The sequence below is a fragment of the Actinoplanes ianthinogenes genome (assembly GCF_018324205.1).
In the GTDB taxonomy this organism is placed as follows: domain Bacteria; phylum Actinomycetota; class Actinomycetes; order Mycobacteriales; family Micromonosporaceae; genus Actinoplanes; species Actinoplanes ianthinogenes.
In genome coordinates this window covers 6,372,986-6,398,122 of sequence record NZ_AP023356.1, presented here as the reverse complement: position 1 = coordinate 6,398,122, position 25,137 = coordinate 6,372,986, and the positions used below count along the sequence as shown (strand labels likewise).

Here is a 25,137-nt window from a genome sequence, read left to right as displayed (position 1 = left end):
CCGGCGTGGCTTCCCGGCGTGACCAGCTCCAGTCGTACCAATTCTTGAACCAGCGGGTGATCTCCGCCTTCGTGATGCGGGAGACCGACCCGGCGCAGTCCCCGCTGCGGCGCGGCATCGGCGCGCTGTTCGGCGGCCTGATGGTGGCGGTGCTGATCGCCGCCGGATTCGGCATCTACGGCATTCTCACGAACGTCGGCACCGACGCGTGGAAAGCCGACGGCACGGTCGTGGTCGAGAAGGAGACCGGCGCCAGCTTCGTCTACGTGCAGGGCCGGCTCAACCCGGCACTCAACTTCACCTCGGCCAAGCTGGCCGCCGGCCGGCCGAACCCGCAGGTCTACCGGGTCGCGGCCAAGGCACTGGCCGACACCCCGCGCGGCGTCACCATCGGCATCCCGAACGCGCCCGCCTCGCTGCCCGCGGGCGACCAGCAGGTCGGCCTGCCCTGGACGATGTGCGCGGTGCCGGGCGACGACCCGGCCGCCGCGCTGCTGATCGCCCAGACCGGCCCGGCCGGCACCCTGCTCGGCGACAACGGCCTGCTGGTGACCGACGGCACCGACCGGGACGCGCAGCTGGTCTGGCACGGCTTCAAGCACCGGATCGACGACGCGCAGACCACGGTGCCGGCGCTGTTCGGCGCGGTGGACGTCACCGAGGTGAGCACCGCCTGGCTGAACGCGCTGCCGGCCGGCGCCGACATCGAGCCCCTCCAGGTGGAGAACCGCGGGGCCCGCTCGGACCGGGTGACCGGCTTCGTCAACGGGCAGGTGCTGACCGTCGAGACCGGGACCGGCGACAAGCAGTACTACCTGATCCTGGACGAGGGTCTGCTGCCGATCACCGCGCTCCAGCAGGCGGTGCTGAAGGCCAAGTTCCCGGCCGAGCCGCGGATCGTGGACAACAGCGTGATCGCCCCGTTCTTCCCGCTGCTCAAGCAGAACAACGGGCCGGCCGACGCGCAGCCGCCGAAAGACCCGCCGCAACTGGTGACGATCGCGGCCGGCACCACCGCGTGCGCGATCACCCGCGCGGCGGCCAAGGCGCCGACGATCACCTACGGCGGTCAGGCCGCCGGTCTCGCCTCGGCGGTGCCGACCGCCGGCAGCACCCCGGGCGGCAAGGCGCTGGCCGACGCGGTGCTGGTGCCGGCCGGCCGGTTCGCCCTGGTGAAAGTGCCGGGTTCGGGCGGCTACCAGGTGGTGACCGACCTCGGGGTGCGGCATCCGGTGCCGAGCGCGGACGCGCTCAGCCGGCTCGGTTACGCCCCGACCGCGGCGACCGAGGTGCCGACCGCGCTGGTGGACAGCATCCCGCAGGGAGTCACGCTGGACCCCGCCGCGGCGGTGAAGCCGGTCTCCCCGGTCAATTAGGGCCGGGCTGCTCCAGCAGCATGACCGGCGGGCCGGGCTCGACCGGCTCGTCGTACTCGGGCAGCGGCGGCGCCGTCGCGGGCCGCCAGTGCTGCCGCCGGCTGCGCCGGATCGCCGCGGTCACCATCAGCACCGCCACCACCGCGACGGCCGCGATGATCGCGCCGGTGTAGGCGGCCACCCGGCGCCGCTGCTCGGCGCCGGTGCGCTCGGCGGCCGGCGCGGACATCGCCGGCAGGGCCCGCTCCCGCTTCGTGCTGATCTGCCCGGTGATCGCGGCGTACGGGTTGACCACGCCGGCGCCGAACGCGTCCCCGGCGACGGCCGGGCTGGCCGACGCGGTGAGCAGCCGGGTCAGGTCGGCGACCGGCATCTTCCCGGACCGGTTGCGGATCAGCGCGGCGGCCGCGCCGACGTAGCCGGCGGCCAGCGCGGTGCCGTCCGCCTCGGCGGCACCGCCGCCCTGGAGGGTGGGCACGGCCACCCCGGGAGCGACCAGGTCGACGTAGTCCCCGTGCTGGGACTTGGTGTAGATCTGACCGCTCCGGTCGATCGCGCCGACCCCGATCACCCCGTCGTAGGCGGCCGGGTACGGCGTCGGGTTCTTGTCCTCCGCCGAGCCGAGATCCCCCACCGCCGCGATCACCGGCACGTCCTGGGCGATCGCCGACGCGACCGCCGAGCGCATCCGCTGCCCGTCCTGGTAGACCGCGCAGGCCACCACGATCACCTGGGCGCCGTTCTGCAAGGCCAGCTCGATGCCCCGGCCGATCGACCCGGGCGTGGCCGCGGCCTGCGCCGACGAGTTGTCCGGAACCACCCGGATCGGCAGCACGGTCGCCCGGTACGCCAGACCGACGACCGGGCTGCCGTCGGCCGGCTCGGCGGCGATCACCCCGGCCACCTGGGTCCCGGTGCCGGTGCAGTCGGTGTTCGCCGTGCCGCGCTGGGCGACCGCGTCGACGCCGGAGAACACCCGGCCGTCGAGCTGCGGGTTGCTGGCCTGGACGCCGGTGGAGAGAACCGCGACCTCGACGCCGCCACCCCGGCTGAACCGGCCGATCGCGTCCATCGCGAGCATCTGGCGGGGCCAAGCGGTGTCCCCGCTGACCTGGCCGGCCTGCGCGCACTCGGCGGCGTGCGCGGGGGCGGGCCCGAACCCACCCGGCGCCATGACCGCGAGCAGGGCGACGGCCGCAGCGCGCGCGACTGAGCGCGTCATGGTCGATAACACGCACCGATGATATGCCCGTCGATCCGCACGGCAGTCAGTCGCGGCTCGGCGGCTCCGGCTCGAAGGTCAGCAGCACGGGCACCTGGTCGGCGGAGACCTCGAAGCCGGAGGCGCCGTCCGGGTCGACCGAGACCCCGTGGTCCTCCGGCCAGACCGCGAGCGCCAGCGCGAACGGCACCTCGGTCACCACGATCGGCTCCGGGTGGCTCGCCGCGAGCGACTCCGCGCTGGTGAACACCTCGATCATCCGATCCGGGCCGGGTGACCAGGGGAAGTCCGGCTCGGCGATCTCCTCCGGCTCGGCCGGGCGGGTCGTCGGGATCAGCACCGTGCTGTCCAGCAGCCGGTCCACGTAGCCGTACACGTCCCCGGCCTCGGCGGCGAGCCGCATCGCGGTGGCGTCGTCCTCCGGATAGGCGCCCGCCGCCTGATGCCGGGCCCACATGTCGTCCTCGGCGCCGAGATCCTCGGCGGCCTCCGCGGCCACCTCGGCGAGGGTCGGCACGCGCAGATCGCCCACCGCCGCCTCGGCCAGGTCCTCCACCGGCAGGAACGCCGCCAGCGGGGTGCCCGGGTCGATCGCCAGCCGCCACTCCGGGTGCGGCCACTTGCGCCGCAGCTCGGCGTAGTTGGTGACGGTGTACCCGTCGACCGCGTGCCCGAACTGCGCGGCCAGCGCCTGCACCGAGGTGAAGACCGGCAGCAGGACGTGCTCGAAGGCGTGCACGGTCAGGAACCGCTGCCCGGCCGCGGGATCCCCGGTCAGCTGCGGCAGGAACAGGTCCGCCACCGAGACCAGCTGGAAGAACGACTGCCGATCGTCGGCCAGGACCGCCGTCAGCAACGCGTTCTCCACATCGTTGGCAGGCGCCCAATCCTCGCTCATGCCGCCACCTCCGCTTCGCTCCGGCGTCGGCATGAGTACATGACTGAGCTGACCGATTCGCTCGCAAGCTCGCTCATGCCGGCCGCCGGTGGGTCGCCGGCAGCAGGCTGCCGGCTCCCTCGGGAGCGACGATCGCGGCGGTCGCGGCAGCGCCGGCCGCGAGGTCCGACAAATCTGACGGTACGCCACGCAGCGCCAGCCAGAACGAGGCGAAATCCCCGGCCAGCCGGTGCATCAGCCGCTCACACACGTCGGCGGCGGTGAAGTGGTCCCGGTCGCGCGGATCGTCGTCGTCCAGGTAACCGACCGCGCCGGCGTCCTCGCCCCGCAACCGCAGCGCGAGCAGGCCGCCCTGCACCAGGCCGATGGCGAGCCAGTCCTCGGTCAGCCGGTCACCGAAGAACGCGTTCAGATAGCCGAGGTCGTGGGTGCGGTCCTCGCGGAACCCGAACAGCGGCTGGTCGAGAACGAACCCGTACCCCGGGTGGACCGCGGGGACTGCCGGGGCGCCGCCGTTCGTCCGGCCGAGGAAGTCACGGTAGTGCGGCGGGAGGCGTACGCCGAACCGCTCGTCGGCCACGTCCAGCGCGGCGTCCGTGAGCCGCTCGGTGACCAGGATGCCGGGCGGCGCCGCGCCGGGCGCGGTGAGACCGTGCCCGGTCAGCGTGCGGGCGCCGACGCTGACCCCGCCGAGGTGCCGGAAGCTCGCGTGCAGCTCGGCCGGGACCAGCGCGAGGTGCCGGGTCTGCGCGGTGTGCGCCCAGGTCCAGCCGACCGGGGTGCCGACCGTGCCGGCCCAGAGCGGGTCGCCGCCGGCCCGGGCCACCAGGTCGGCGGTCCGCACGTCGACGACGCGCGACTCCTCCACGGTGAGGTCGGCGATCGCCGGGGGCAGGGCCACCAGGGTGCGGGCGTACGGCGTCCAGTCCGGGAAGCCCCAGGGGTCGACGGGCACGCCGTGCCGATAGCGCACCCGGAGCATGGGGCTCGCCGGATGTGCGGCGCGGAACGCGTACCGGGCACCGGCTATCCGCTCACTCACCCCTGTCACTTTACGAAGTCGCCGGTCCGCGGGTCCATCCCGGCGGCCTCCCGAGCGGCACGCACCATCGCCCAGGCGGACTCGGGCGGGGGCAGGTCGTCGTCCGGGATCGCGGACAGATCGTCGTCGACTCCCCAGACGGCGCAGCCGGTCTGCTCGCACCAGCGCGCCCGGACCGCCTCGGCCGCCGCCGTCCGGCGGGCGCGTTCCGCCGGCTCCTCCGCGAAGCGGAAGAAGATCGCCCGGCCCACCGAGTCGAACGCGCCCAGTGCGCCCGGCGTCCGGAGCAGGCTGGCGCCGGTCGCCACGTCCAGCCCGGCCAGCTCCCGCTCGGCCCGGCGCAACTCCAGGCGCTGCGCCTCGGTCCAGTGCCGGTCGTTGTGGATGTCGGTGATCCCGTGCCGCTCCGCCCACTCCAGGCGCAGCCGGTGCCGGCGCTCCCGGTACGCCTCGTCCTCCGGCGTCTCCCGGCTCCGGGCCTCGTCCCACCTCGACCCGGTGTCGTCGAACCGGTCCTCGTAGGAGCTCCGGACCTCGGCCAGGGCCCACCGGTGGAACCGGTCCAGGCCGGCCGCCACGGCCGCGCGGCCCTCCGCCGACCAGAACGCGGACTCCGGCATGTCGTCCGCGTCGTCCGGCAGGAACCGCTCGGCCTCGGTGATCGCCGCGATCGCCGCCGCGAGCCGGGTCCGCGCGATCCGCCGCGCCTCACCGGTCAGCCCGCGGGGCCGGGCCGGCACCATCGCCGAGTAGCGGGCCGCCACGGCGACCCACTGCGCCGCGTCGATCAGCTCGGATCGCTCCCGGACACCGTAGGTGACCTCGTCCGGCATCTGCTGGAACTCCCGCTCGGGGAGCCGGAACTCGAAGACCCGGGACCGGCCGCAGGACGGGCAGGTGCCGGTGTAGCGGGCACCCGGCGAACCGTCCGGCAACGTGATCGCCGCACTCGACCGGGGCAGCTTCAGCTCTCCGCACTCACACGGCGTGAGATCGATGTAGAGGTGCGCCTCCAGGCTGGTGCGGGCGAGCGGAGCGGTCATTCCGGTAACCCTACCGCTCACATTGATAGGATCACCCGGTGACCGAACCGGAGGCGGAGCGCGATCCCGCCCAGCATCTGATGCTGTGGACGGACATCCGGCGGCAGCCGGACGGCAGTCAGCGGCGCACCCCGATCCCGCTGGACGCCGCGGCGGCACAGTTCGCGGCGATGATCGAGGCGGGCCGTGCGGCCGAGTCGCTCCTCGACCCGGAGGATGCGGACGACGCGGTTGCCTTCTCCCGCAACCGCGGCCGGGTGATCGCCACCCTGCTGGCCGAGCTGTCGCTGCGGCTGACGCCCGGCCAGAGCGTCGGGGCCATCCGCAGCGACGGCGCGATGAGCGAGCTCGCGGCCGAGATCGCCGGTTACCTCCGCGCCGGGTACTGAGCAGAGGAGCCGCCGTGACCCCGCCCGACCTGACCCTGCCGCAGCCCGAGCTCGACCCGACCCGGCACTGGCTGGTCTACGCCGCCGCCGAGCGGAATCCGGACCGGTTCCGCCCGATCCCGCTGGACGAGGCCGCCGAGCGGCTCGGTCCGGCCGCCGCCGGCGGTGAGGCCGACACTCGCGCCCGCAGCGACCGCCGGTTCGTGGTGATCTCCCGGGAGCGCGCCACCGCCATCGCCAACCTGCTGGACGAGCTGGCCCTGCGGCTCGCCCCGGGCACCGAGGTCCGCACCATCCAGTCGGACGGCTCGATCAGCCGGCTCGCCAAGGAGCTGGCCGACGACATGCTGCGCCGCTCGGCCTGAGCGTCAGCCGCTCGGCCTGAGCGTCAGCCGCTCGGCCTGATCGTCAGCCGCTGCGGCGGAGCGTCAGATGTCGACGAGCTGACCGGTCTCCGGGTCCAGCCCCATGATCTCGCGGGCCCGGACGGTGTACTCCCAGTCCGCCTCCGGTGACGCCTCGACGGTGACGTGATGCTCGTGATACGCCGGGTCGTCGGGATAGCGCTCCGGGTGATACGGCGTGGTCGCGGCGTGCTTGCGCTCCCACTCGGCGTGCCAGGCGCTGAGCGCGCGCTGCCGCTCCTCCCGGGTCGGCGGCGGCGGCTGCCCCGGCACGTTCGCCTCCCGCACCCGCTCGGTGTGCCCACCGGCCGCGGCCACCGCCAGCAGCCCGCGCGCCCGCTCGGCCACCCCGGGCGCCAGCTCGTCCGGGAAGACGAACGCCCGCGCCCGGATGTGGTAGAAGAACTCGTCCTCCGGCGGGTCACCGGTCTCCAGCACGTGCTGCGCGATCGACTCCGGCCAGACCCACATGCCATCCGTACGAAAAACGCCCTGTCCCGTGGCAGCGACCAGGGGCGCGCCGGTGAGGAAGGCCGCAACCTCGGCCCGGGCCTCGGCATCCAACTTCCCGTACGCCGTGCCGGTCCCGGGCACCGCGAGCCGCAGCACGAACTCACCCGCCTGCTGACGCGCCACCGCCCGCCGGACGGCCCGGAACTGTCGCTGCGCCACCTCGGCCAGCGCACCGGGCAGCATCGGGCCCAGCTCTTGCAGCCGGCCGGGCAGCTCGCCGCGCTCGGCGCGGGCCAGCATGTCCGACGGGTGCCACTCGCCGTCCCGCCCGAGGATCTCGTCCCGGGTCCGGCCCTGCACGGTCACCCGGCGCAGCACCCAGGAGGGCTCGGAGAGGGCGTCGCCGGGACGCATCCGGCCGATGTAGACCGGTTCGCCGTCTGTCGGGGCTGCCATGCGAGCGAGCCTACCGACCGGCGGCGCGGGCGTGCACGGGCGGCGGCTTTCGCTCTAAGCTGCCTCGATGATTATCCGCTGGACCGGTTTGGGCGTGCTGCTCTACCTCTTCTCGTGCCTGGCCATCCCGGCCGCGTTCTGGGCGAAGGAGACCACCTACCGCCTGACCGGGACCCACAACGTGCAGCTCGCCGAGCTGGCCGTGGCCCTGGTCATGCTGGTCTTCGCGGCGGCGGTCTGGTTCGTCGGCTCGCTGCTCAACGCGAAGGGCGACCGCCACACGGTGATGGGCACCCCGCTGCAGAACGGCGCCGCCCTGTTCCTGCTCGTCGCGTGGCTGATGCCCTGCATCGCGGTCGGCCAGACCACCCACCCGGTGTGGGGCTGGCTGATGTTCCCCAGCGCGATCCTGCTGTGGTTCCTGTGGCTGTTCATCTCGGGCCTGTGGACCCAGCGCCACATTTTCTACGAGGGCCGCGCCAAGCTCAAGGCAGAGCGCGAGAACCCGAACCCACCGGCCTGACCTGACCGGTCACCGCCCGTGCCGCGCACGGGCCGCGGCGGCGATCAAGTCGTCGCGGCTGAAGCGGTGCGGCGAGCGCTGCCGGAACTCCCGGCCCGCCACGCTCCAGAACGCCCGATCCGGCAGCCGGTCGGCGCCGGCCGGCAGGAACTTGAGCGCCTCGTCGTAGCAGGCCGCGGCGATCGCGGCCGACTCCCGCGCCTCGTCCGGCGGCAACTCCGCCAAGCCGGACGCCAGCGTGCTCATGTCGGCGATCGCGACCCACTCCCCCGCATCGAACAGCTGGGACGGATCGTCGGCCGCGCCGAAAGTCACGCTCTCCCCGGGCGCGGGCGGGGTGGCCCGCTCGGGCAACCGGAAGAGGAACTCACGGTCCAGGCCGCAGTCCTCGCAGGCGCCGGCGTACCGCCGGGCGAGCACGCCGTCGGCGTCGGCCAGGGACTCGGCCCAGGCGACGGCCACGCTCCCGCAGCGGGGGCAGCCGTGCAGGTCCATGTAGAGGTGGGCTTCGTCGCGGGTCCGGGCGGGCGGTAACACCCCGCGATGATATGCCGATCCGCTCCTACGCGACGGCCGCGCGCGCGGCCCGCACCATCTCCCAGACCCCGTCCGCCGCCGGCAGCGCCACCCGCGGAACCTCCCACACCCGGTCGCTGAGGAGCAGGTCACGCCAGGCCTCATCGGACAACCCGGCAGCGGCCAGCCACGCCCGGTAGGCCGAGAGCGCCACGCCCAGACGTCGATCACGCTGCGGCACATCGCCCGCCCATCGACTCTCCACCTCACCGATCAGCTGACGGAACGCGGCCAGCCCGGCCACCGGATCGTCCAGCGACAGCCCGGTTCGCTCGTCCAGTCCGGCCGCCTCACGCAGCAGCCGGGTCAGCTCCGCCCGCTGCGCCGGGCTCGGTGACCGGCGGCGCGGCCCGGAGGCGCCGCCTTCCACCCACTCCTCGTCGTCGATGCCATGGCGTTCCACCCACTGTTCCTGGATCCGGTTCGCCGATGTCACGCGGGCAGCCCGTTCCCGGCTCATCCGCGGAGGCGCGCCCGCACGCATCGCTCGCAGCCGGCGTTCATACCCCATGCGCAGATCGTCCAGGCTGTCCGCACGGAAGGCGTGCGGATCCCGCTGATACCAGGCCTGACCACCCCGGGTCCGGAACGCCGACGCCGGGACGCTGTCCCCGTCGTCCGGCACGAACTTCTCGATCTCCCCGACGGCGGCCACGGCCGCCATCAACCAGCTGCGCACGGTGGCACGCTCGGCTTCCGGCACGCTGTCCGAGTTCGACGGTACGGCCGCCGCGTACCGCTGTGCCACCCAGAGCCACTGCGCCGGGTCCAGCAGCTCCGACGTGCCGCCGAGGCCGTACACCACCTCGTCGGGAGTCGACACCTCCTGCGAGACCGCCGGCGCGCGGAAGACGTACACCCGGTCCCGGCCGCACGCCGCGCACACGCCCGCATACCGCCAGCCGGGCGTGCCGTCCTCGAACCGCACCGGCTCGGCCCGCGCGTCCAGGCCGAGATGCCCGCACTCGCACGGCGTCACCTCGAGATAGAGCTGCGCTTCCAGCCTGGTCCGGGCCAGTGGATAGGTCACGATCCGTCACCCGCCGCCGGAGGAACAGCCGGCTTCCGCCGGGCCCGCAGCTTCTCGGCGAACTCCGCGTCCGCCTCGTCCAGGTATGCGGCGTCGAGCGACGCGATCGGCGCGACGGACAGGTACTCCCGCGGCGTCCGTCGCGGAATCCCGACCAGGTCGACCTCGATCATCCCGGCGCCGTTGAAGGTGAACGCGCCACCACGCTCGTACATCAGCAGCAACGGCTCGAACGGATCCGGCCACGGCACGGCCCGCTCGGCCGCCAGCCGAGCCCCATGCAAAGCCGCCACACAGGTCTCCGGAATCGGGGTGAACTGCCCGGCGCCGCGCACCGCTCCGGCCACCTCCGCGACCAGCGCTGCGTCAGCACGCACCGAGGGATCGACGACAGCGACCAGATCGCAGAACGGCCACCCCGGCGGCCCGCTGTCACCCACCACGACAGCGGCTCGCCGCAGAAACTCCCGCATCAGCAGCGTTCGCGAGTAGACGTGGTCCATCGACTGCGCCCAGGAGATCGCCCGGATCCGTTCCGCGCGGATCCGGACACCATCAATCGACACCATCACGCCACGCCTCAATCTCTGGTCCAGCAGCCCCGCACTCACAGGGCGTCACCTCGAGGTACACCTGCGCTTCCAGCCTGGTCCGGGCCGGCGGAGTCGTCCTCATCGCGGCTCGATCACCCAGGTGGCGCCCGGCTCGGCCGGCGCGCGGTACCGCGGCGACACCGCGTGGAAGGTGACCGCTCCCGGCTCGGCGAAGACATGCAGGCGGTGCTCGCCCCGGCTCACGTCGAGTTCCAGCTTTCCTGGCTTCTCCTGCACCGGGCCGACACTCCAGCCACGACCGGTCAGCACCGGCGTCAGTGCGGCGACCTCGTCGGCGGGCGGCACATCCGCCGGGTACTCGGGGAACACCATGAAACTGATCCGGAAGCCCCACAGCTCCTCGTGCTCGTACACCGACGCCGGCGACATCCGGACCGGACCCTGGATGTCGTTCAGCTGCGTCGGAGAGCCGGGGAAGGCCTCGGCGGCGATGCTCTCCAACTCGGCCAGCACGGCCGAGCCGTCCCGGCGGATCTCCGCACGCATCGCCGCCAGGCCCGGCGGCGACACGTAGGCCTGCGGCACGCTCCGGACGGGCAGCGGAACGCCGTCGACGAAATGCCGCTGCCGGAACTCCTCCCAGGTCGGCAACGCGCCACCGGGATATCCGGCGGAGCCTTCGACGCCGGAGAGGGACCGGATGATCCCGCGCTCGGACAGCGCCTTCGACGCCTCCTGCCTGGCCGCCTCCGCCAGCCAGGGCCGCGGATACGCCCGATCCGCGATGTAGAACGCCGACCGCAGATCGTCCGGAGCCTCACCGATGCGATACACCGTCACCCAGTCCGGCATGGCCGCCCGGTACGAACCGTCCCACCACCAGTGCGACGCCGGCACGTACTCCGGCAGGTCCTCCGGATCAGCCGGCCCGTGCTCGTCGATCAGCTCCCGGATCGCCGCATCCGCGTCCGCGATCGTCTCCGCGTCCACCAGATCCGCCACCGACGTACCGGCGAAGTCGTCCTTCAGATACTCCAACGCCGAACGGACCCGCAACGCCTGAGCACGCCGCTCCCACCCGGCCTCCTCGATCTCATCGACCTGATAGGCGGCGGCCATCCCCGCGTCCCACCGCAACCGCTCCAACTGCGCCACCATGGCGGGCAGGAAATCACCAGCCGGAAGTTCGCCATCCGTAGTAGCGGAGTGCAAGTCCACCAAGGCAAGAAAAGAGTCCGCGATGTCTCGGCGCACCCAGCGGTCACCCGGGGTCGCGCTCTCCAGACCCCGCAAGGCGAAGCCGCTCAATTCTTCGGGTGTGAACTTGCGACGCGTCACCCTCAGACCTCAACTCTTCCATAGGTTGCGACGCGAGCCGAACCGTCGTCGCCGACAAAGACCCGGACCAGCATGATGAACCTGGCGTCCGCCGTTGCCCTTGTGTAGGTAATCATCGTCTTCCCGCCATCGATCACCGGCGGCTCGACCCGGATCTCACCGATGAGCATGGTCTTCAGAAGACTTCGCGTGTAAACGTCTATCGGATTGCCATCGAACCGATCTTCTCGCGGCAAATCCGACAGATGCTTGTGTGCGTGGTAGGCCTCCGCCTCGGGCATCTCCCATGGCGGGTATTCGAGTTCGGAGAGCCTGGTGTCAACGAGATCCGGGTGCACGCGAACAGGCAGACCGCCGCCGGAGTGCGGTATCCGGGCGATGTGCCCGATGTCCCCGTCCAGACGGGCTTTCAGCTCAGCCAGTCCTTCGTCGGCGAGCATCACCGAAGTGGCGTGCTTCTGCAGCGCCGCCTTGAACTGCTTGGGGGTGAGCTGCTTCCCCTCCTGGCGCAGCTCGTCCTGGAGGACCGGCTCGTGCTCCGCCACCAATTCCTTCCATCTCGCCCGGGCGTACTCGACATGGTTGGCGAACACCCGGACGTTGCCGTGGGACTGCGCGAACGCCCACTGGCGGATCTGCTCACGGGACTCCGGCGTGCTGTGCTTCGGCCAATCACTCAATGCCGCGGCGACCTTCCCCCGCGTCTGCCCGTCAAGATTCTGGAACATCGCGTGTTCGGTCAGGTCGTTCTTCTCGAGCGCGGTCTGGAAACGCAGATCCTTCTTCCGCTGGTCCTCGCGCTGGAACTCCTGCCGTGCCGCGGCGCTCTCCGCGGCGCGTGACTGCACGTCGGCGATGGTCTCGGACCGGGACTCCATCTGGTCGAGCGCGGCGGCCTCCCGGACCATCTGCTCGGCCAGGTGCACCCGCTCGTGCGGCACCTCACCGGTGACCGACCGGTCCATCGCGGACTTCAGATCCGCCGCCACCGCCGCCCGCTCGGTCATCAGCCGCAACTCGTAGGCGTGCGTACGCCCCCCGGCCTCGACCTTGACGAGCAGCGAGATCTCACGCTCCGCCGGCGCGCGAAGGCCGTCCCGGGGATGGGCATACGTGTTCTCCACCCGCAGGGTCCGGCCGCCGTCCCCGACCCCGAACCGTTCCTGCACGTGGTCGTACACGCTGCGCAGGGTGGCCATGTCCGGCGCGGTGACCCGGATGCGGACCGCGTCGAGAACGTCACCGACACGCGCCTGGGGGCGGGCCGGTTCGGTCCAACTGCCCTCGGCCATCCGGCGGACCTCGGCGTGCAGGGCGGCGGCGTCCCGCGACTCGTACGACAACCGCACGTATTCGCCGGTCTGCCGGGCCACCTCGCCGGCGATGTCCCGCGCCTCGGCCCTGGCCGCTGGGAGAACGTCGCGCTCCATCCGGGCGGCGTAGTCGTCCACCAGCGCGCGCTGGCCGGCGTCCGGGTGCAGGCCGACATCGCGGGCCGGGTCCTCGGCCCGCACCGTGTCGGCGAACTGCCGGGCGCGGAGCTCACCGCCGGCGGTGTGGTCGACCTCGTGGGGCACCTGCTCGAACAGCCGGCCTTCCCCCGGGTTCAGCTGGTTGAACTTCTCCAGCCAGCCCTTGCTGGGGTGCAGTGCCTCGCCGGCGGCGAGTTCGGCCAGCACCGTTCCGGCACGATCGATCGCCTCGGGCGTGCTCAGCATCCGAGCGAGATCGGGCGCCGTGGCGGGATCCGCCACGAGCCGGCCGATGTGCTCGGCCAGTTCCGGAGGGAGGTGGGACCGCAGACGGCCCGCGACCTCTTCGGCGGAGAGCCCGGCCGGCGCCTCGCCGCGGGCGTGCTGGACGCCCGCGTCACTGATCGGCTTCACGCCGTTCCAGTCCTGGCCGAGCATCGACTCCTTGCCGATCCAGAGCGCGTCCGGTCCGTGCCGGTCGTGGGCGCCCGCCGTGGCGATGTCGTGCGGGGTCGGATATCCCTCGGTGCCGAAGGCGTGCCGGGCGGCCCGGTTCAGGATCTCCTGACCGGCGTCCCGCTCCTGGCGCATGTTCGCGGCGATCTCGGGCGCGCTGTCACCGCCGTATCGCGCCCGGAGTTCGCCGAGGTCGGCGGAGCCGTCGCCGATCTGCCGCAACGCGGCGTCGATGCCGTGAACGCGGCGCTGCAACTCGGCGAGGATCGGGGTGACGCTGCGGCCCTCGTTGTCGGGGGCCCATTCGTACCCGGCCTTGGCCCAGACGTACGCGCCCTTGTTGACCGCACGGACCTCGATGTGGCTGACCCCGGACTCGCGGTACCACTGCTCCATGTGCCGGTTGAAGCCGGACGCGAACCCGCGCCCGTGCATGTCGGCGTTCAGCTTCAGCGAGGAATGGCGGACCACCAGACTGCCGTCGTGCTCCCGGCGGAACTGCCGGGTCGCGCTGCCGACCGAGTTGCCGTCGGCGTCGCGGACCCGCAGCCGGATCACCACCTCGTTCTTGTACGCGCTGATCGGCGTGCCCCACTCGTCGAACTCGACCCGCAAGCCACCGAACTCGCGCCCCTCGATGTGCCGGGCGAACTCCTCCCGGATGGCGCCCTCCCACCGGCTCGCCTCGGCGTCGGTCTCGGGGATGAGCTCGTCGAACGACGGCCGGCGGCCCTCCTGCTCCCACCGGCGCTCGTCCCAGTGCGCATCCCGGCCCGGGTCGTGGTCCGCTTCCGGTGCCACGTCGCGTTCCGGCACGGCACCGGTGTCGTGGCTGTCGGGTGTGCCGGGATGGCCTCCGGGGTCCGGTGCCGGGTCGGGCGGGCGACCCAGAACGCCGTCCCGCGACAGCAGCTCCGCCTGCCGGTGGACGAACGCCGAGTCCACCGGATGTCCGAGCGCGTGCAGATCCCGCTCCACCCCGAGGATCTCGTCCCGTATCCGGGCCTGCTCGTCCGGCCGCGCCCAGGCTCGGTCGAACTGCCGTTGCAGGTGCACCCGTTCGTTGAGCCGGGCCGCTGTGTGCGGGTCCACCCGGGGCCGCTCCGGCGTCGCCGGGCCGTCCCCGCCGAAGAGCCGGCCGATCGCCGCCATGGTCCGTCGCACCAGACCCTGCGGCCGCGCGTGGGCCTCGGCGTGCTGCATCGCCAGCGTCTCGGTGATCTCGTGCACCCACACCCGGCTCAGCTGCTCGCCGGCCACCCGGTCGTTGACCCGGACGACGTGCGGATCGTCCGCGGTGCCGGACCGCACGGTGGTCTCCGCGAGATCGCGCATCCCGGAGCCGACCTCGGCCCGGAAGTGCCGCACCGTGCCGTCGGTCAGCGTGACGTGCACCCGGTCGCCGTCGGTGGCCACGAAGGACACGCCGTCGCCCGCGAAGTCCTGCGGCAGCACGTCGTGGACCGCCGTGTGCAGTTCGTGCGAGGTCAGCGCGGGCAGTTCGGCGGGGCGCCCGTCGGGCACGAAATCGGTCCGTTCGATGGGGCTCGCGGTATGCCGTGGCCCCTCGGCCGGCGGGTCTTCCGGGCGTACCGGAATCGGGGTCGTCTCGGCCGTGGCCCGGACCGGCGTGGCGGTCTCGGGCGCCGCGGACCTGGCCTCCGTCTCCGGGGCGCGCAGCGTCCGGCCCGCCAGTTCCTCCGGCGTCACCTCGCCCCGCAGGATCCGCAGCACGCCCCGGGCCGCGTCGCCGATCTGGTAGTTCTCGTGCAGGTGGTCGCGCAATCGGGCGGCATCCAGATGACGCTGGTCGATGTTGTCGAGCACCTCGCGCACGTGCCGCAGCCACTCCGCCCGGCGGGCGTCGTCGACGCCGCGCAGGATCTTGTCGACCTGCTGGCGGGAGATGTGGTCGGCGTCGCCGGCCTCGGCGTGGACGGCGTCGAGCAGGGCCCGGACGGTGTTGTGGTCCCGGACCGACGACAGCGCGCCCAGGTCGTGCGGCACGTAGTGCGGGTCGCCGAAGAACATGCCGGCGCCGGTGCCCTCGCCGGCCACCACCGGGATGGCGGCCCGGGCCGCCTCGCTGGCCACCAGGCCGAAACCGTCCTGGATGGACGGCATCAGCACCAGGTCCGCGTGGTGCAGGTCGTTGAGCAGTTCGGCGCGGCCCTCCGGGGTGCCGGACTTGACGAACGGCCGCACCTCGACCGGGGTGCCGGCGATCCGGGAGAGCCGGTCCACCATGTCGGACAGTTCCTCCGGCTTCGCGCCGCGCACCACCAGGCGCACGTCCTCGCCGCCCGCGCGCAGATCGCGGACCAGGCCGGCGGCGAAGTCGACGCCCTTGATCGCGTCGCCGGCCCGGCCCTGCACATAGAGCGTGTGCCCCTGGCGGCCGGCGCGGCCCGGCGGATCGTGCGGGTCGCGCGGCATGTCGGAGATGATGGTGTGCGCCGGCGGACGTCCGGGCTCGCCGGAGCCGGCCAGCCGGGCGGCCTCCTGGCCGAGCAGCGGCCCGATGCCGGTGACCAGGGTGGCGCCCTCCATCAGGGCCCGCTCGGTGTCGGCGTGGCCACGGCCCTCCACGGGGTTGCCGCGGACCGCGTCCAGCACCTCCGGGGAGGTGTGCAGCACGTGCACGTAATCGGCGTCCGGGTAGACGTGCTCCTGGAGGATCCGGGCCACCCCGCCGCCGAAGCGCGAGTTGCCGACCAGGATGTCGACGTGCGGCGGCAGGTTGTCCAGCAGCATCGACATGGCCCGGGTGTCGGGTCCGTTCTTGTGGTCGGTGACGCCCCAGACCTCGGGTACGCCCCGGACGTGGATGCCCTCCGGGCTCTCCCACCGGGTGAGGGCGTGGTCGTCCTCGTCGACCCGGGTGACCCGGCCGTACACGTCGGCGCCGGCCGCGGCGAAGCTCTGGCTCAGCTCACGGTTCGCGGTGATCACGCCGCCGGCCGTCGAGTTGTACTCGGTGCAGACCGTCATCACCCGGGTGGTGCCCTCGGCGACCGGCGCCGCGTCGTTGTTGCGCAGCACCACGTCACGCGGGTTGAGAGTCCGGTGGAAGGTGGCGTCGTCGACCCGGTGCACCCCGTCGCCCAGGCTCGCGATCGCGTCGTGCACCGCGTGCGCGGTGGTCTCCGGGTTGTACCGGTCCAGCAGGTCGAGCCGGAGCTCCGCGGCGCGGTCGCGGGCGCCGGGCAGGTCGTCGATCGTCCGTCGCAGATGGTCGGTGAGGGCGGACCGGTCACCGACCGCGTGGTCGCCCAGCCCGTCGCTGACCCGCAGCGGATCGGTGAACAGGCGTCCGGCGCCGCTCTCGGCGGCCACCACCACCGGTACGCCGTGCCCGGCCGCCGAGGTGACCGCCGTGTCGAGCGCCGCGGTGGTCCGCGGGTCGACGACCACGTCGGCGCCGTGCCACAGCTCCCGCCGCCCGGCCGGGTCGTCCGGCAGCCGCACGATCTCGACCTCGACCCCGGCCCGGTCGGAGAGCGCCAGCCGGTGCCAGCCGGTCGCGGCCTCGTCGGCGTCCGGGATCGCGATCCGCAGCCGCACGTCGACGCCCTGGTCGCGGAGCTCCCGGACGGCGTCGGCCGCCTGGGTGTGCGCGGCGAAGTCGTCGTTCGCGACCAGGACGTGGTAGCCGCCCGATCCGGGCTCCCGGACCGGCGCGATCGGCCCGCCGTCGATCGGCGGGACGATCTCGTGCACCGGCGGGATCGGCTCCCGGCCGTGCGCCTGCAACGCGGTGCGCAGCCCGTCGGCGACCTCCGGGCCCATCGCCACCACCACGTCGGCCTTGGCGATCACGTCGAGGTGCTTCGGGTCGACCGGCACGCTGTCGAGGATCTGCACCACCCGGGCGTCCGGGAAGGCGTCCCGTCGCGCCTCCGCGACACCGGCCGTCTGTCCGTAACCGACCAGCACGTCGGTGTCCGCGGGCAGGTGGTCCGGACGCAGCAGCGGGCTGATCCGCCCGGTGACGCCGGGGATCGGGTCGGCCGGGACGCCGTGCACCCCCGGGCTCAGCTCGCCGCCCTCGATGCCCGGGATCCGCAGTCGCACGTGGTCGCCGGTGGCGCCGAGTCCGGCCGCCAGCCGGCGCAGCGTCCCGTGCTGCAACTCGCCGTCGGCGGTGTCGTCGAAGGCGAGCAGGTGCAGCGGCTCGGTGTCCCGCGGACGGACCGGACCGGCATCGCCGATGATCTCGCGGCGAGTGGCCGCGCCGGGATCGTCCGGCGACAGACCGAGGTGCCGATCAAGAAGATCAAGTTCACGTCTTGCGTACGCGGTGTGCTCCGGCTCCTCGGCCAGCGAGCGCAGATGGTCCCGCTCCGCCAGCCGCCCCATGTCGTGCGGGCTGAGCTCCCGTCCCGGGCCGGCCTCACCCGGCCGCAGCGTGTCCGGCGGATGCAGGTCGAGTCCGTGCCGGGCGCGCAGCTCGATCGCGCCGATCTCGGCCACCTCGTGCGCGACGGCCCGGGGCACGGCGAGGTCGCTCGCCCGGTCGGAGACCTCGATCCGGTACCCGCCGTCGGGCGGCGGCAGGTGCCCGTCGGGCAGCGGCCGGCCAGCGGCGTCGACCGGCACCGAGCGGGCCACCGCCCCGTCCGGCAGGCTGTCCGCGGGCACCACCTCGATGGTGTGCCGGGTGCCGGCCGGCGTCAGCTCTCGCAGCGCGGGCTCGGCGAGGGCGCGGACCGCCGCCGGGTCCGCGACGTCCCGTGCATGGCCGTGGAAGTCGCCGCCGGGCACCTCGGCCGCGGTGATCGGGCCGCGGAGCACCTTGTGGCCGTGCCAGTCGCCGCCGTCGAGCAGCGCGTCCTTGCCCACCCAGTGCGCGTCCGGGCCGCGCTGGAACGACCATCCGACGTAACGGACCTCCTGCGCGGTCGGGTACTCGTGGGGCGCCAGCACGCCGCGACGGACCCCTTCCGCGCGGTCGACCAGGCCGGTCGCCTCCTGCCGGATCTCGCGCATCTGGCCGGCGAGCTGCTCGGGCGTGTTTCCGCCGTACTTCTCGTAGAGCGGCCGGAGCTCGCTCTCGCCGAGCCGGGACAGCCGGGACAGGTGGTGGTCGATCTCGTGGATCTGGCCCTGGAGAGCGCTCATCACCCGGCCGCCGCCGTTCGGCTCCCAGGTGTAGCCGTCCCGGGCCCAGGCGTAGGCGCCGGCCTTCACGGCGTGCAGCTCGATCCGGATCCGCGGCGCGTCGGACCGCTGGTACCAGTCCTCCATGAAGTGGTTCAGGTCGGCGGCCATGCCGTGGCCCTGGACGTCCTTGCGCAGGAAGAGCGCGTCGATCTTGACCCGCAGCCCGCCGTCCGGGTCACGCTCGAACTTCCAGCCGCCGTGCCCGACGCTCGTGCCGTCCGGGGACTTCACCGTGAACTTGACCGTCACCCGGTCCGCCTCGGTGCGCACCGAGCCCAGCTCGTGGTTGTAGTTGGCGTGGTCCGGGCCCATCAGCTCGACCCGCAGGCCGGCGAACTGCTTGCCGTCGAGCTTCGCGGCGATCGCGTCGCCGATCGCCGCGTTCCAGGCCGCCGCGTCCGCCTCGGAACGCGGGATCAGGTCGATGACCTCCGGCGTCTCCCCGGGCCGCCAGGGCGGGTCGTGGGCCGGCGGTGCGGTCTCGGCGTGGTTCAGGTCCAGCGCGTGACGGACCTCGTCGGTGGGGTGCGGCGTCTCCCCGCGCGGCGGGGCCTCCGGCGTGCCATGTGGCGTCTCCCCGCGCAGCGGGGTATCCGGCGTGCCGTGCGGCGTCTCCCCGCGCAGCGGGGCCTCCGGGTGCGGCGTCGGTGCCTTCGCTCCGTGCCAGCCGGTGCCGAGCATGGCTTCCTTGCCGACCCAGGTGGCGGTGGGCGCGACGTTCTCGTGCCGGCCGATCTGGCTGATCTCGTTCGGCGAGGGGAAGTCGCGGTGCCCGTAACCGGCGGCCCGGGCCCGGGCGACCAGCTCCGACGCCTCGGCCTTCTGGCGCGCGATGCCCTCCATGGCCGACGCGGCGTCCGGGTAGCCGTACCGGTCGGTGAGGAACTGGACGGTCTCGTCCTGCTGGTGCAGGACGGCGTTGGTCAGTCCCTCCAGGTCGCGGCGCAGCTGCCCGATCGCCTTGTCGAGCTTGTCCAGCACCCGATAGGCCTCTTCGGAGTTCGTGTGGTTCCAGTCGTAGCCGGCCCGCGCCCACGCGTAGCCGCCGACCGACTTGCCGGCCTGGATGGTGATCCGGTCCACACCGGACTCGACGTACCAGCCCTCCATGTGGCCGTTGAACGCCTTGCTGAAGCCGCGGTTCTGGTAGTCGGCGTGGATGTCGAAGTTGTAATGGTGTACCTCGAACCGGCCGCTCTCCGCGTCGACGCTGAACCGGCGGACCGCGTTGCCGACCTCGTGGCCGGTGGCCGGGTCGACGACCGACACCCGGACGTCGAGGTGGTGGCTGCCCGCCTCGACCCGTTCGACACGCACGTCGAGCCCGGCGAAGTCCCGCCCGGCCAGCTCCCGGGCGAACTGCCGATGGACGGCCTCGGTGAACTCCGGGCTCGCCTCCCGGGTGTCGGAGAAGAACTCACGCAGCGACGGTCGCGGCTCACCCGGACGCCGCGGCCCGTCCCCGCCGTCGTCCCGCCGAGCCGCCTCCTCCTGCGCGAACCGCTCCCGCTGCTCAGCCTCCCGCTCCCGAGCCTCGCGCTCCCGCACCTCACGCTCACGGGCGTCCCGCTCGCGCGCCTCGCGCTCACGGGCCTCCCGCTCCCGAGCCTCCCGCTCCCGCGTTTCCTGCTCATGGCGGGCGTTCTCGCGTGCCTCGTGCTCGCGTCGAGCCTGCTCACGGGCGGCCTCTTCCCGGGCGGCCCGCTCGTGCGCGGCCTGCCGGGAGCCGGCCTCCTCAGCGCCCGTCCGCACATGGTCGACCGCCTGATCCGCGAGGTGGTCCACGGTCCGGGCGATCTCCGCGTCCGATTTGGGCCGCATCCCGCCGTGCTCCGACTGCTCCGCCAGATGATCGGCGGCCCACCGGCCGAACTGCTCCGGCCCACCGCGCCCCCGCAACTGCCCGGCCACCTGATCCTGGCCGAGCCGCTCCACCGGCGGCAGATCCGTCCTGGCCGACGGGTGGCGGTTGACCACCTCGACGGGCTGCGCGGGCGCGTCGTCCCCACGAAGCACCTCGAGAACCTGAAGCGCATCCTCCGCCGGCAACCGATCCTGCGGCATACCGTCATGCGGCGCCCCGTCGTGAGGCGGCAGCCCGTCATGGGGAGGAGCCCCCTCGTGGGGCGGCGGCCCGTCGTGGGGCGGCGGCCCGTCATGCAGCGGCGGCCCGTCATGCAGCGGCGCCCCTTCGCGGGGCGAACCGAAGTCATGCGCCGGCCCGGCCTCCCGCATCGGCACTTCAACCCGCGGGCTGAGGCGGTCCGCCACCTCACTGTGCAGCGCACGCCAGGCCGCATCAAGACTTTCGCGTACGTACGCAGCACGCGCCGTGGGCTCGGCGGGAACGTGCGCCGAGAGCCCCACGCCGGCGTCCCCTTGCTGCCGCCATCCACCGCCCTCGACCGGCTCCAGATGCGGCCGGACGACGACGGCGTGCCCCGGCGGGATCGACTCGTTGACCTGGATCTTGACGTCGACCGTGACCCCGTCGCCGTAGTGCACCCGCAGCCGCTGGTTCTCCGCGTCCCAGTCGGCCCGGTACGGCTGATCCCCCGCGCCGGCCTCCCGTCCGGTGTAGACCAGCTCGCCCAGTTCCCCGTTGATCGTCGTGGTGACCTCGTGCGCGGCGGCGATCGGCTGCTCCGGCGCCCGCACGTCGATCGGAACCAGCCGCGACTCCTCCGCCCGCGGCACCTCCACCTCGGGCGCCGGACGCTGGACACCGGAGTCCCGGTCACCCGCGGGCGTCTCCGCGGCCGCCCGCTCGGGGACGCCACCGTGGTCGCCGATCGGCGCCTTGGCCATCGGCCGCCCGTCCCGCAACTGCGGATACGACCGTCCGGTCGAACCCTCGTCCCCCGCGGCCGCGCGCAACTGCTCGTACTGTCGCCTCAGCTCGGGAATCTCCGGGAAGTGGTCCCTCGCCCACCCGGCGAGCTTCTCCTTGCCCCGGCCGAACGTCGCGTTACGGAACTTGTCGTGCTGCGCGTCCACGCCGCGCGCGTGCTCCTCCAGCAGCGGCCGGTCGATCCCCCGCTCCGCCAGCCGGATGTACTCCCGGAGCCGGACGTGGTACTCCACGACGTGGTCCTGGGTCTCGCTGAGCACCCCGCGGGCGGTGCGCATCTCCTTCGGCGTGTTTCCGGGACGTTCCCGGACCGCCTCGGTGGCCACCTTCCCCTCGAACCGGTCCACGAGCTGGCGAACGTGGTCCACCTCGTGTTCCAGATCGAGGAACCGCATCCCGTCGAGGTGCCGAACCTCCCGCTCGGTGCGCAGCAGATGCTTGCCGGTGGCGTCATAGACGTCACGCTGCACGGCGCGGGCGCCCTCCGGGTCCACGACGAGCTTGAACCCGTGCCGATCGAGATACTCGGCAACCGCCGGGAAGTCCGGATGCAACTCCATCCGTACGGTTCCCTGCCGAATCGTCTCCGGCGTAGCCGGATGCCCGACCTCAGCCCCCGCATCCCGCATGGGATACCCGGCGTCGTCCGCCCGCCCCGCGGTCCCGTCCTCACCCCGGCCCGGGGCCGCGTCCTCCGACCGCCCCGCGCTACCGTCCTCACCCCGGCCCGAGGCCGCGTCCTCCGCCCGCCCCGCGGTCCCGTCCTCACCCCGGCTCGTGGCGGCGTCATCGGCCCGCCTCGTGGCGGCGTCATCCGCCCGGCCAGGGGCCGCCTCATCCGGTCGGCCCGCGGTCGTGTCCTCAACCCGGCCCGTGGCCGCGCCATCGGGACGGCTCGTCGCCGCCTCGTCCGGCCGGGCCGTGGCCGGGTCGTGCGGTGGGCCGTCGTGCGGTGGGGTGCCGTCGTGCTCGGTTCGGACGGGCGACTCGCCGTTCCGCGCCGAGCGGTCCCCGGTGGTGGCGTCGCGATGCGCCGGCCCGGCCGCGCGATCCACAACGGACGCTTCGCCGCGCGCGGGAGCAGCACCGCCGTCGGTGCGGCGAGGTGCGTCTAGGGGACCGATGACCGGGGCAACATCGCTGTCCCGGCGTTCCGTACCGGTGCGCGGTTCGGCGGTGTCCCGTGTGGAGCCACCACGATCGGCGGCCGGCCGATCCGCACGCGTGTGATCCACCCCGCCCCGGTCGGCTCCGGGGTGCTCGCCAGCCGCTCGATCGGGCACCGGATGATCCGCACCGACCCGGTCCGCGCCAAAACGGTCCGCGCCGATGCGATCCGAGCCAAGACGGTCCGCGCCCAGACGGTCCGCGCCCAGACGGTCCGCGCCCAGACGGTCCGCGCCCAGACGGTCCGCGCCCAGACGGTCCGCGCCCAGACGGTCCAGCCCCACCCGGTCGGAGCCGACACGGTCACCACTGCTCCGGTCCACAGTCGACGCCGGATGTTCCGCCGACGTCGTGGCCCGATCCGCCGCCTCGCCGGTGCGGTCGGACGGCTGGCTGGTGCGATCGGAAGCTTCGCTGGTGCGACCGGAAGGATCGGTCGTGCGGTCGGCCGGTCCGCTGGTGCGGTCGGCCGGAGGCGAACCGTCGTGACCGGCGCGATCACCGGACACACCGGCACGATCGCCGGAAGCCGTGGTGTGATCGCCGGACGGCGCGGTGCGGTCGGCGCCGTCGGGCGGGCGGTCGGCGCCCACGGCGGGACGGTCTCCCCCGGCGACCGCCCGCTCACCCGGTCGCGCCGGGTCGCCGGCCGGTTCGTGCCGGGAACCCGGCTGGTCGGGACTCGTCGTCTCGTCGCGGGCGGGGGTGGGGGGGTCACCACCGGGCGGGCGGTCGTCCGCCGTACGCAAGCTGTCTGCCCCGTCGCGGGCGGACCCGGCGGCGGGGTCGCTCGCCGGACGGGCAGCGGTCGTGTCCTGTCCCCGGTCTCCGACCGGTTGATCGGCGGCTGCCGGGGCCGGGCGATCCGGCGCGGCCGGGCGATCGGTGACCGGGGTGTCCCCACCGGCGCGGGCCTGGGCGCGGTCGCCACCCGTCGGGCCGGCGGACCGGCCGCCCCCGTCGCCGGCCACCGGAGTCTGCCGCTGGCCGCTGCCGCCTCCGCCTCCGCCGCCCGCTTCGGTGCGCGCCGGAGCGGCGGCCGATTCCGGGCCGGGAGCGGCCGACGGGCCCCAGTGTTCCTTGGCGGTCGCGACGTCGGGGCGGTCGGCGATCTCGGTGGGGTGCATGCCGGTGCCGTCGGCGTTCTGGAAGCTGACGTAGCCGTCGCTGGTGAGCAGCAGGTGCGAGCTGCCGTCCGGCATCGACGAGACGACGTTGAAGCCGCCCTCGTGGCCGGGCAGGACGTGCAGGTCCTGGCCGATGCGCAGCTCGCCGCCGCCGAGGTTGGCGTGCTCCAGGTGGGTCTGCCCGCCGAAGATGGCGCCGGCCATGGCGCCCTGTGCCGCGCCGTGCCCGACGTTGGTCCAGCTGAAGTCGTGGTTCGGATCCTGGAGGCCGGCGATGCCCTCGCCGATCGCCGCGGTCGCGCCACCGGCGAACGCGCCACCGACGGCGTGCCCGAGCGGTCCGCCGAACATGCCCGCGCCGAAGGCCGCGCCCTGCATGGTGCTGTTGCCGATGTGACCGAAGTCCATGTCGGTGCGGTTGCCGGAGATCTGCTGGAGCCCCTGGGCGATCAGGTCGCCGCCGCCCATCATGGCGCCGCCGAGGGCCATCCGGGTGCCGACGAACTTGGCGAACTCCCGGCCGAGCGCCGACTTCTCGATCGCGCCCGCCGCGAGCTTCTCCAGCTCCTTGCCGGTCGCCGTCTCCGCGGCCTTGCGCATCTCGACGCCGGCCCACTTGTTCAGCAGCTGCTGGCGGATCTCCTTGGACAGCTCGCGCTTGAGGGCCTGGCGGGTCTGGTTCTTGAGTGCCCCTTTGAACCCCTGCCGGGCGAGACCGCGCAGCTGCTGCGCGGCGAGCTTGTTGGCGACCGCCTTGGAGATGCCGCGGGCCATCATCTCCCGCGGCCGCAGCGAGCGGAGCACCTGGCCGGGCAGCTTGCGCAGCTCGTCGCGGGTCATCTTGCCGGCCACCGACTTGCCGAAGTTGCGCAGCGCGCGCCCGCCGGCCCGCAGCCCGTACTTGCCGAGGTTGAGCGCTCCGCGACCGGCTGCCGCGGCGCCCCGCCCGGTCGCCGCCGCGCCCCGGCCGATCGCCCGGGGCGCGCCCTTGGCGACCATGCCGGGCAGTTTGGTGAAGAGTTTGCCCAGGGCCCGCAGGGTGGTCCGCAGGGTCATCTGGGTGATCTTGTGAAGGGTCGTCTCGCACAGCTTCTTGATCGCGAACTTGCTGCCGGCGATCAGGCCCATGGCCGGGCCGAGCGAGGCGCCACCGGTCGGGATCGCGGCCGCGATCAGCGGGATCAGCGAGGCCGCCAGCATGAACAGGTTCAGCGCGGCCATGTACTTGAGCAGCTCGACCTCGAGGCCGTAGTTCTGCACGAAGTTGCGCATGCCGGCGGCGCTGTCCGCGTTCCCGCGCAGCCCCTCGAGGTAGGCGAACCACTGCTCGACGAACTCCTGGGCCGCGCCGTCGCCCGACCAGTTCTCCAGGAGCGGGTTCGCCATGACCGAGATGTCCTGGTAGGCCCCCTGCATGGCCTCGGCCAGCTCACCCCACTGATCCGCCAGGTCGTAGATGGCGTTGGCGTTCGCGAGCGGGATCTGACCGAAGATGATCTCCCCGACCGTGCTCCGGGCACCGGGGATCCACTGCTCGATCTCGGCGAACCAGTCGACCAGTGTGGTCAGGAATTCGTGATCGTCGCCACCGCTCATC

General features: G+C 73.3%; 14 protein-coding genes. 4 read left to right on the top strand and 10 right to left on the bottom strand.

What is annotated here, in order from left to right; translation table 11 throughout:
- Window positions 1–5: 5 nt before the first annotated feature.
- A complete protein-coding gene (gene eccB, locus Aiant_RS29030) occupies window positions 6–1,376 on the top strand; it encodes a type VII secretion protein EccB (protein ID WP_189334797.1) in 1,371 nt (456 codons plus the stop codon).
- Here eccB and Aiant_RS29025 read toward each other — a convergent pair.
- From Aiant_RS29025 to Aiant_RS29010, 4 genes are all read right to left on the bottom strand, one after another.
- A complete protein-coding gene (locus Aiant_RS29025) occupies window positions 1,369–2,598 on the bottom strand; it encodes a S8 family serine peptidase (protein ID WP_212846545.1) in 1,230 nt (409 codons plus the stop codon). The genes eccB and Aiant_RS29025 overlap by 8 nt on opposite strands.
- A 46-nt stretch (window positions 2,599–2,644) precedes the next feature.
- Window positions 2,645–3,496, bottom strand: coding sequence for an SseB family protein (locus tag Aiant_RS29020; RefSeq protein WP_189334795.1), 852 nt, complete (start codon window positions 3,494–3,496; stop codon window positions 2,645–2,647).
- A 73-nt stretch (window positions 3,497–3,569) separates the two neighbouring features.
- Window positions 3,570–4,538, bottom strand: coding sequence for an SMI1/KNR4 family protein (locus tag Aiant_RS29015; protein ID WP_189334794.1), 969 nt, complete (start codon window positions 4,536–4,538; stop codon window positions 3,570–3,572).
- Between the two features lie 5 nt (window positions 4,539–4,543).
- Window positions 4,544–5,581, bottom strand: a complete 1,038-nt coding sequence (locus Aiant_RS29010; RefSeq protein ID WP_189334793.1) for a hypothetical protein — start codon at window positions 5,579–5,581, stop codon at window positions 4,544–4,546.
- A gap of 38 nt (window positions 5,582–5,619) precedes the next feature.
- Between Aiant_RS29010 and Aiant_RS29005 the strand changes: the two genes are divergently transcribed.
- A complete protein-coding gene (locus tag Aiant_RS29005) occupies window positions 5,620–5,970 on the top strand; it encodes a hypothetical protein (protein WP_189334792.1) in 351 nt (116 codons plus the stop codon).
- A 14-nt stretch (window positions 5,971–5,984) separates the two neighbouring features.
- A complete protein-coding gene (locus tag Aiant_RS29000) occupies window positions 5,985–6,335 on the top strand; it encodes a hypothetical protein (RefSeq protein ID WP_189334791.1) in 351 nt (116 codons plus the stop codon).
- Window positions 6,336–6,398: 63 nt separating this feature from the next.
- Here the strand turns inward: Aiant_RS29000 and Aiant_RS28995 are convergent, their stop codons facing one another.
- Window positions 6,399–7,283 (bottom strand): hypothetical protein, encoded by an 885-nt coding sequence (locus tag Aiant_RS28995; protein ID WP_189334790.1) that lies wholly within the window; start codon window positions 7,281–7,283, stop codon window positions 6,399–6,401.
- A gap of 67 nt (window positions 7,284–7,350) precedes the next feature.
- Here Aiant_RS28995 and Aiant_RS28990 point away from each other — a divergent pair, with 67 nt between their 5' ends.
- Window positions 7,351–7,806: a hypothetical protein gene (locus Aiant_RS28990; RefSeq protein WP_189334789.1), complete on the top strand. Its 456-nt coding sequence runs from the start codon at window positions 7,351–7,353 to the stop codon at window positions 7,804–7,806.
- A gap of 9 nt (window positions 7,807–7,815) precedes the next feature.
- Here Aiant_RS28990 and Aiant_RS28985 read toward each other — a convergent pair whose 3' ends face one another.
- From Aiant_RS28985 to Aiant_RS28965, 5 genes are all read right to left on the bottom strand, one after another.
- Window positions 7,816–8,343 carry a hypothetical protein gene (locus Aiant_RS28985; RefSeq protein WP_189334788.1) on the bottom strand — a complete coding sequence of 176 codons (528 nt, stop codon included), beginning with the start codon at window positions 8,341–8,343 and terminating at the stop codon, window positions 7,816–7,818.
- Window positions 8,344–8,368: 25 nt separating this feature from the next.
- A complete protein-coding gene (locus tag Aiant_RS28980; protein ID WP_189334787.1) occupies window positions 8,369–9,412 on the bottom strand; it encodes a hypothetical protein in 1,044 nt (347 codons plus the stop codon).
- Complete coding sequence (locus Aiant_RS28975; RefSeq protein ID WP_189334786.1) at window positions 9,409–9,981, bottom strand: hypothetical protein; 573 nt, start codon at window positions 9,979–9,981, stop codon at window positions 9,409–9,411. The genes Aiant_RS28980 and Aiant_RS28975 overlap by 4 nt, the downstream gene beginning before the upstream one ends.
- A 102-nt stretch (window positions 9,982–10,083) precedes the next feature.
- Window positions 10,084–11,124 (bottom strand): hypothetical protein, encoded by a 1,041-nt coding sequence (locus Aiant_RS28970; protein ID WP_189334785.1) that lies wholly within the window; start codon window positions 11,122–11,124, stop codon window positions 10,084–10,086.
- Window positions 11,125–11,306: 182 nt separating this feature from the next.
- Window positions 11,307–25,136, bottom strand: coding sequence for a glycosyltransferase (locus tag Aiant_RS28965; protein WP_189334784.1), 13,830 nt, complete (start codon window positions 25,134–25,136; stop codon window positions 11,307–11,309).
- Window position 25,137 lies beyond the last annotated feature (1 nt).

What these genes read in the sequence shown, in the direction of transcription:
- Aiant_RS28990 (WP_189334789.1), top strand. Translation starts at nt 7,351, where the DNA reads ATGATTATCCGCTGGACCGGTTTGGGCGTGCTGCTCTACCTCTTCTCG.
- Aiant_RS29025 (WP_212846545.1), bottom strand. Translation starts at nt 2,598, where the DNA reads ATGACGCGCTCAGTCGCGCGCGCTGCGGCCGTCGCCCTGCTCGCGGTC.
- Aiant_RS29020 (WP_189334795.1), bottom strand. Translation starts at nt 3,496, where the DNA reads ATGAGCGAGGATTGGGCGCCTGCCAACGATGTGGAGAACGCGTTGCTG.
- Aiant_RS28995 (WP_189334790.1), bottom strand. Translation starts at nt 7,283, where the DNA reads ATGGCAGCCCCGACAGACGGCGAACCGGTCTACATCGGCCGGATGCGT.
- Aiant_RS28970 (WP_189334785.1), bottom strand. Translation starts at nt 11,124, where the DNA reads ATGGTGGCGCAGTTGGAGCGGTTGCGGTGGGACGCGGGGATGGCCGCC.
- Aiant_RS28965 (WP_189334784.1), bottom strand. Translation starts at nt 25,136, where the DNA reads ATGAGCGGTGGCGACGATCACGAATTCCTGACCACACTGGTCGACTGG.
- Aiant_RS29010 (WP_189334793.1), bottom strand. Translation starts at nt 5,581, where the DNA reads ATGACCGCTCCGCTCGCCCGCACCAGCCTGGAGGCGCACCTCTACATC.
- Aiant_RS28975 (WP_189334786.1), bottom strand. Translation starts at nt 9,981, where the DNA reads ATGGTGTCGATTGATGGTGTCCGGATCCGCGCGGAACGGATCCGGGCG.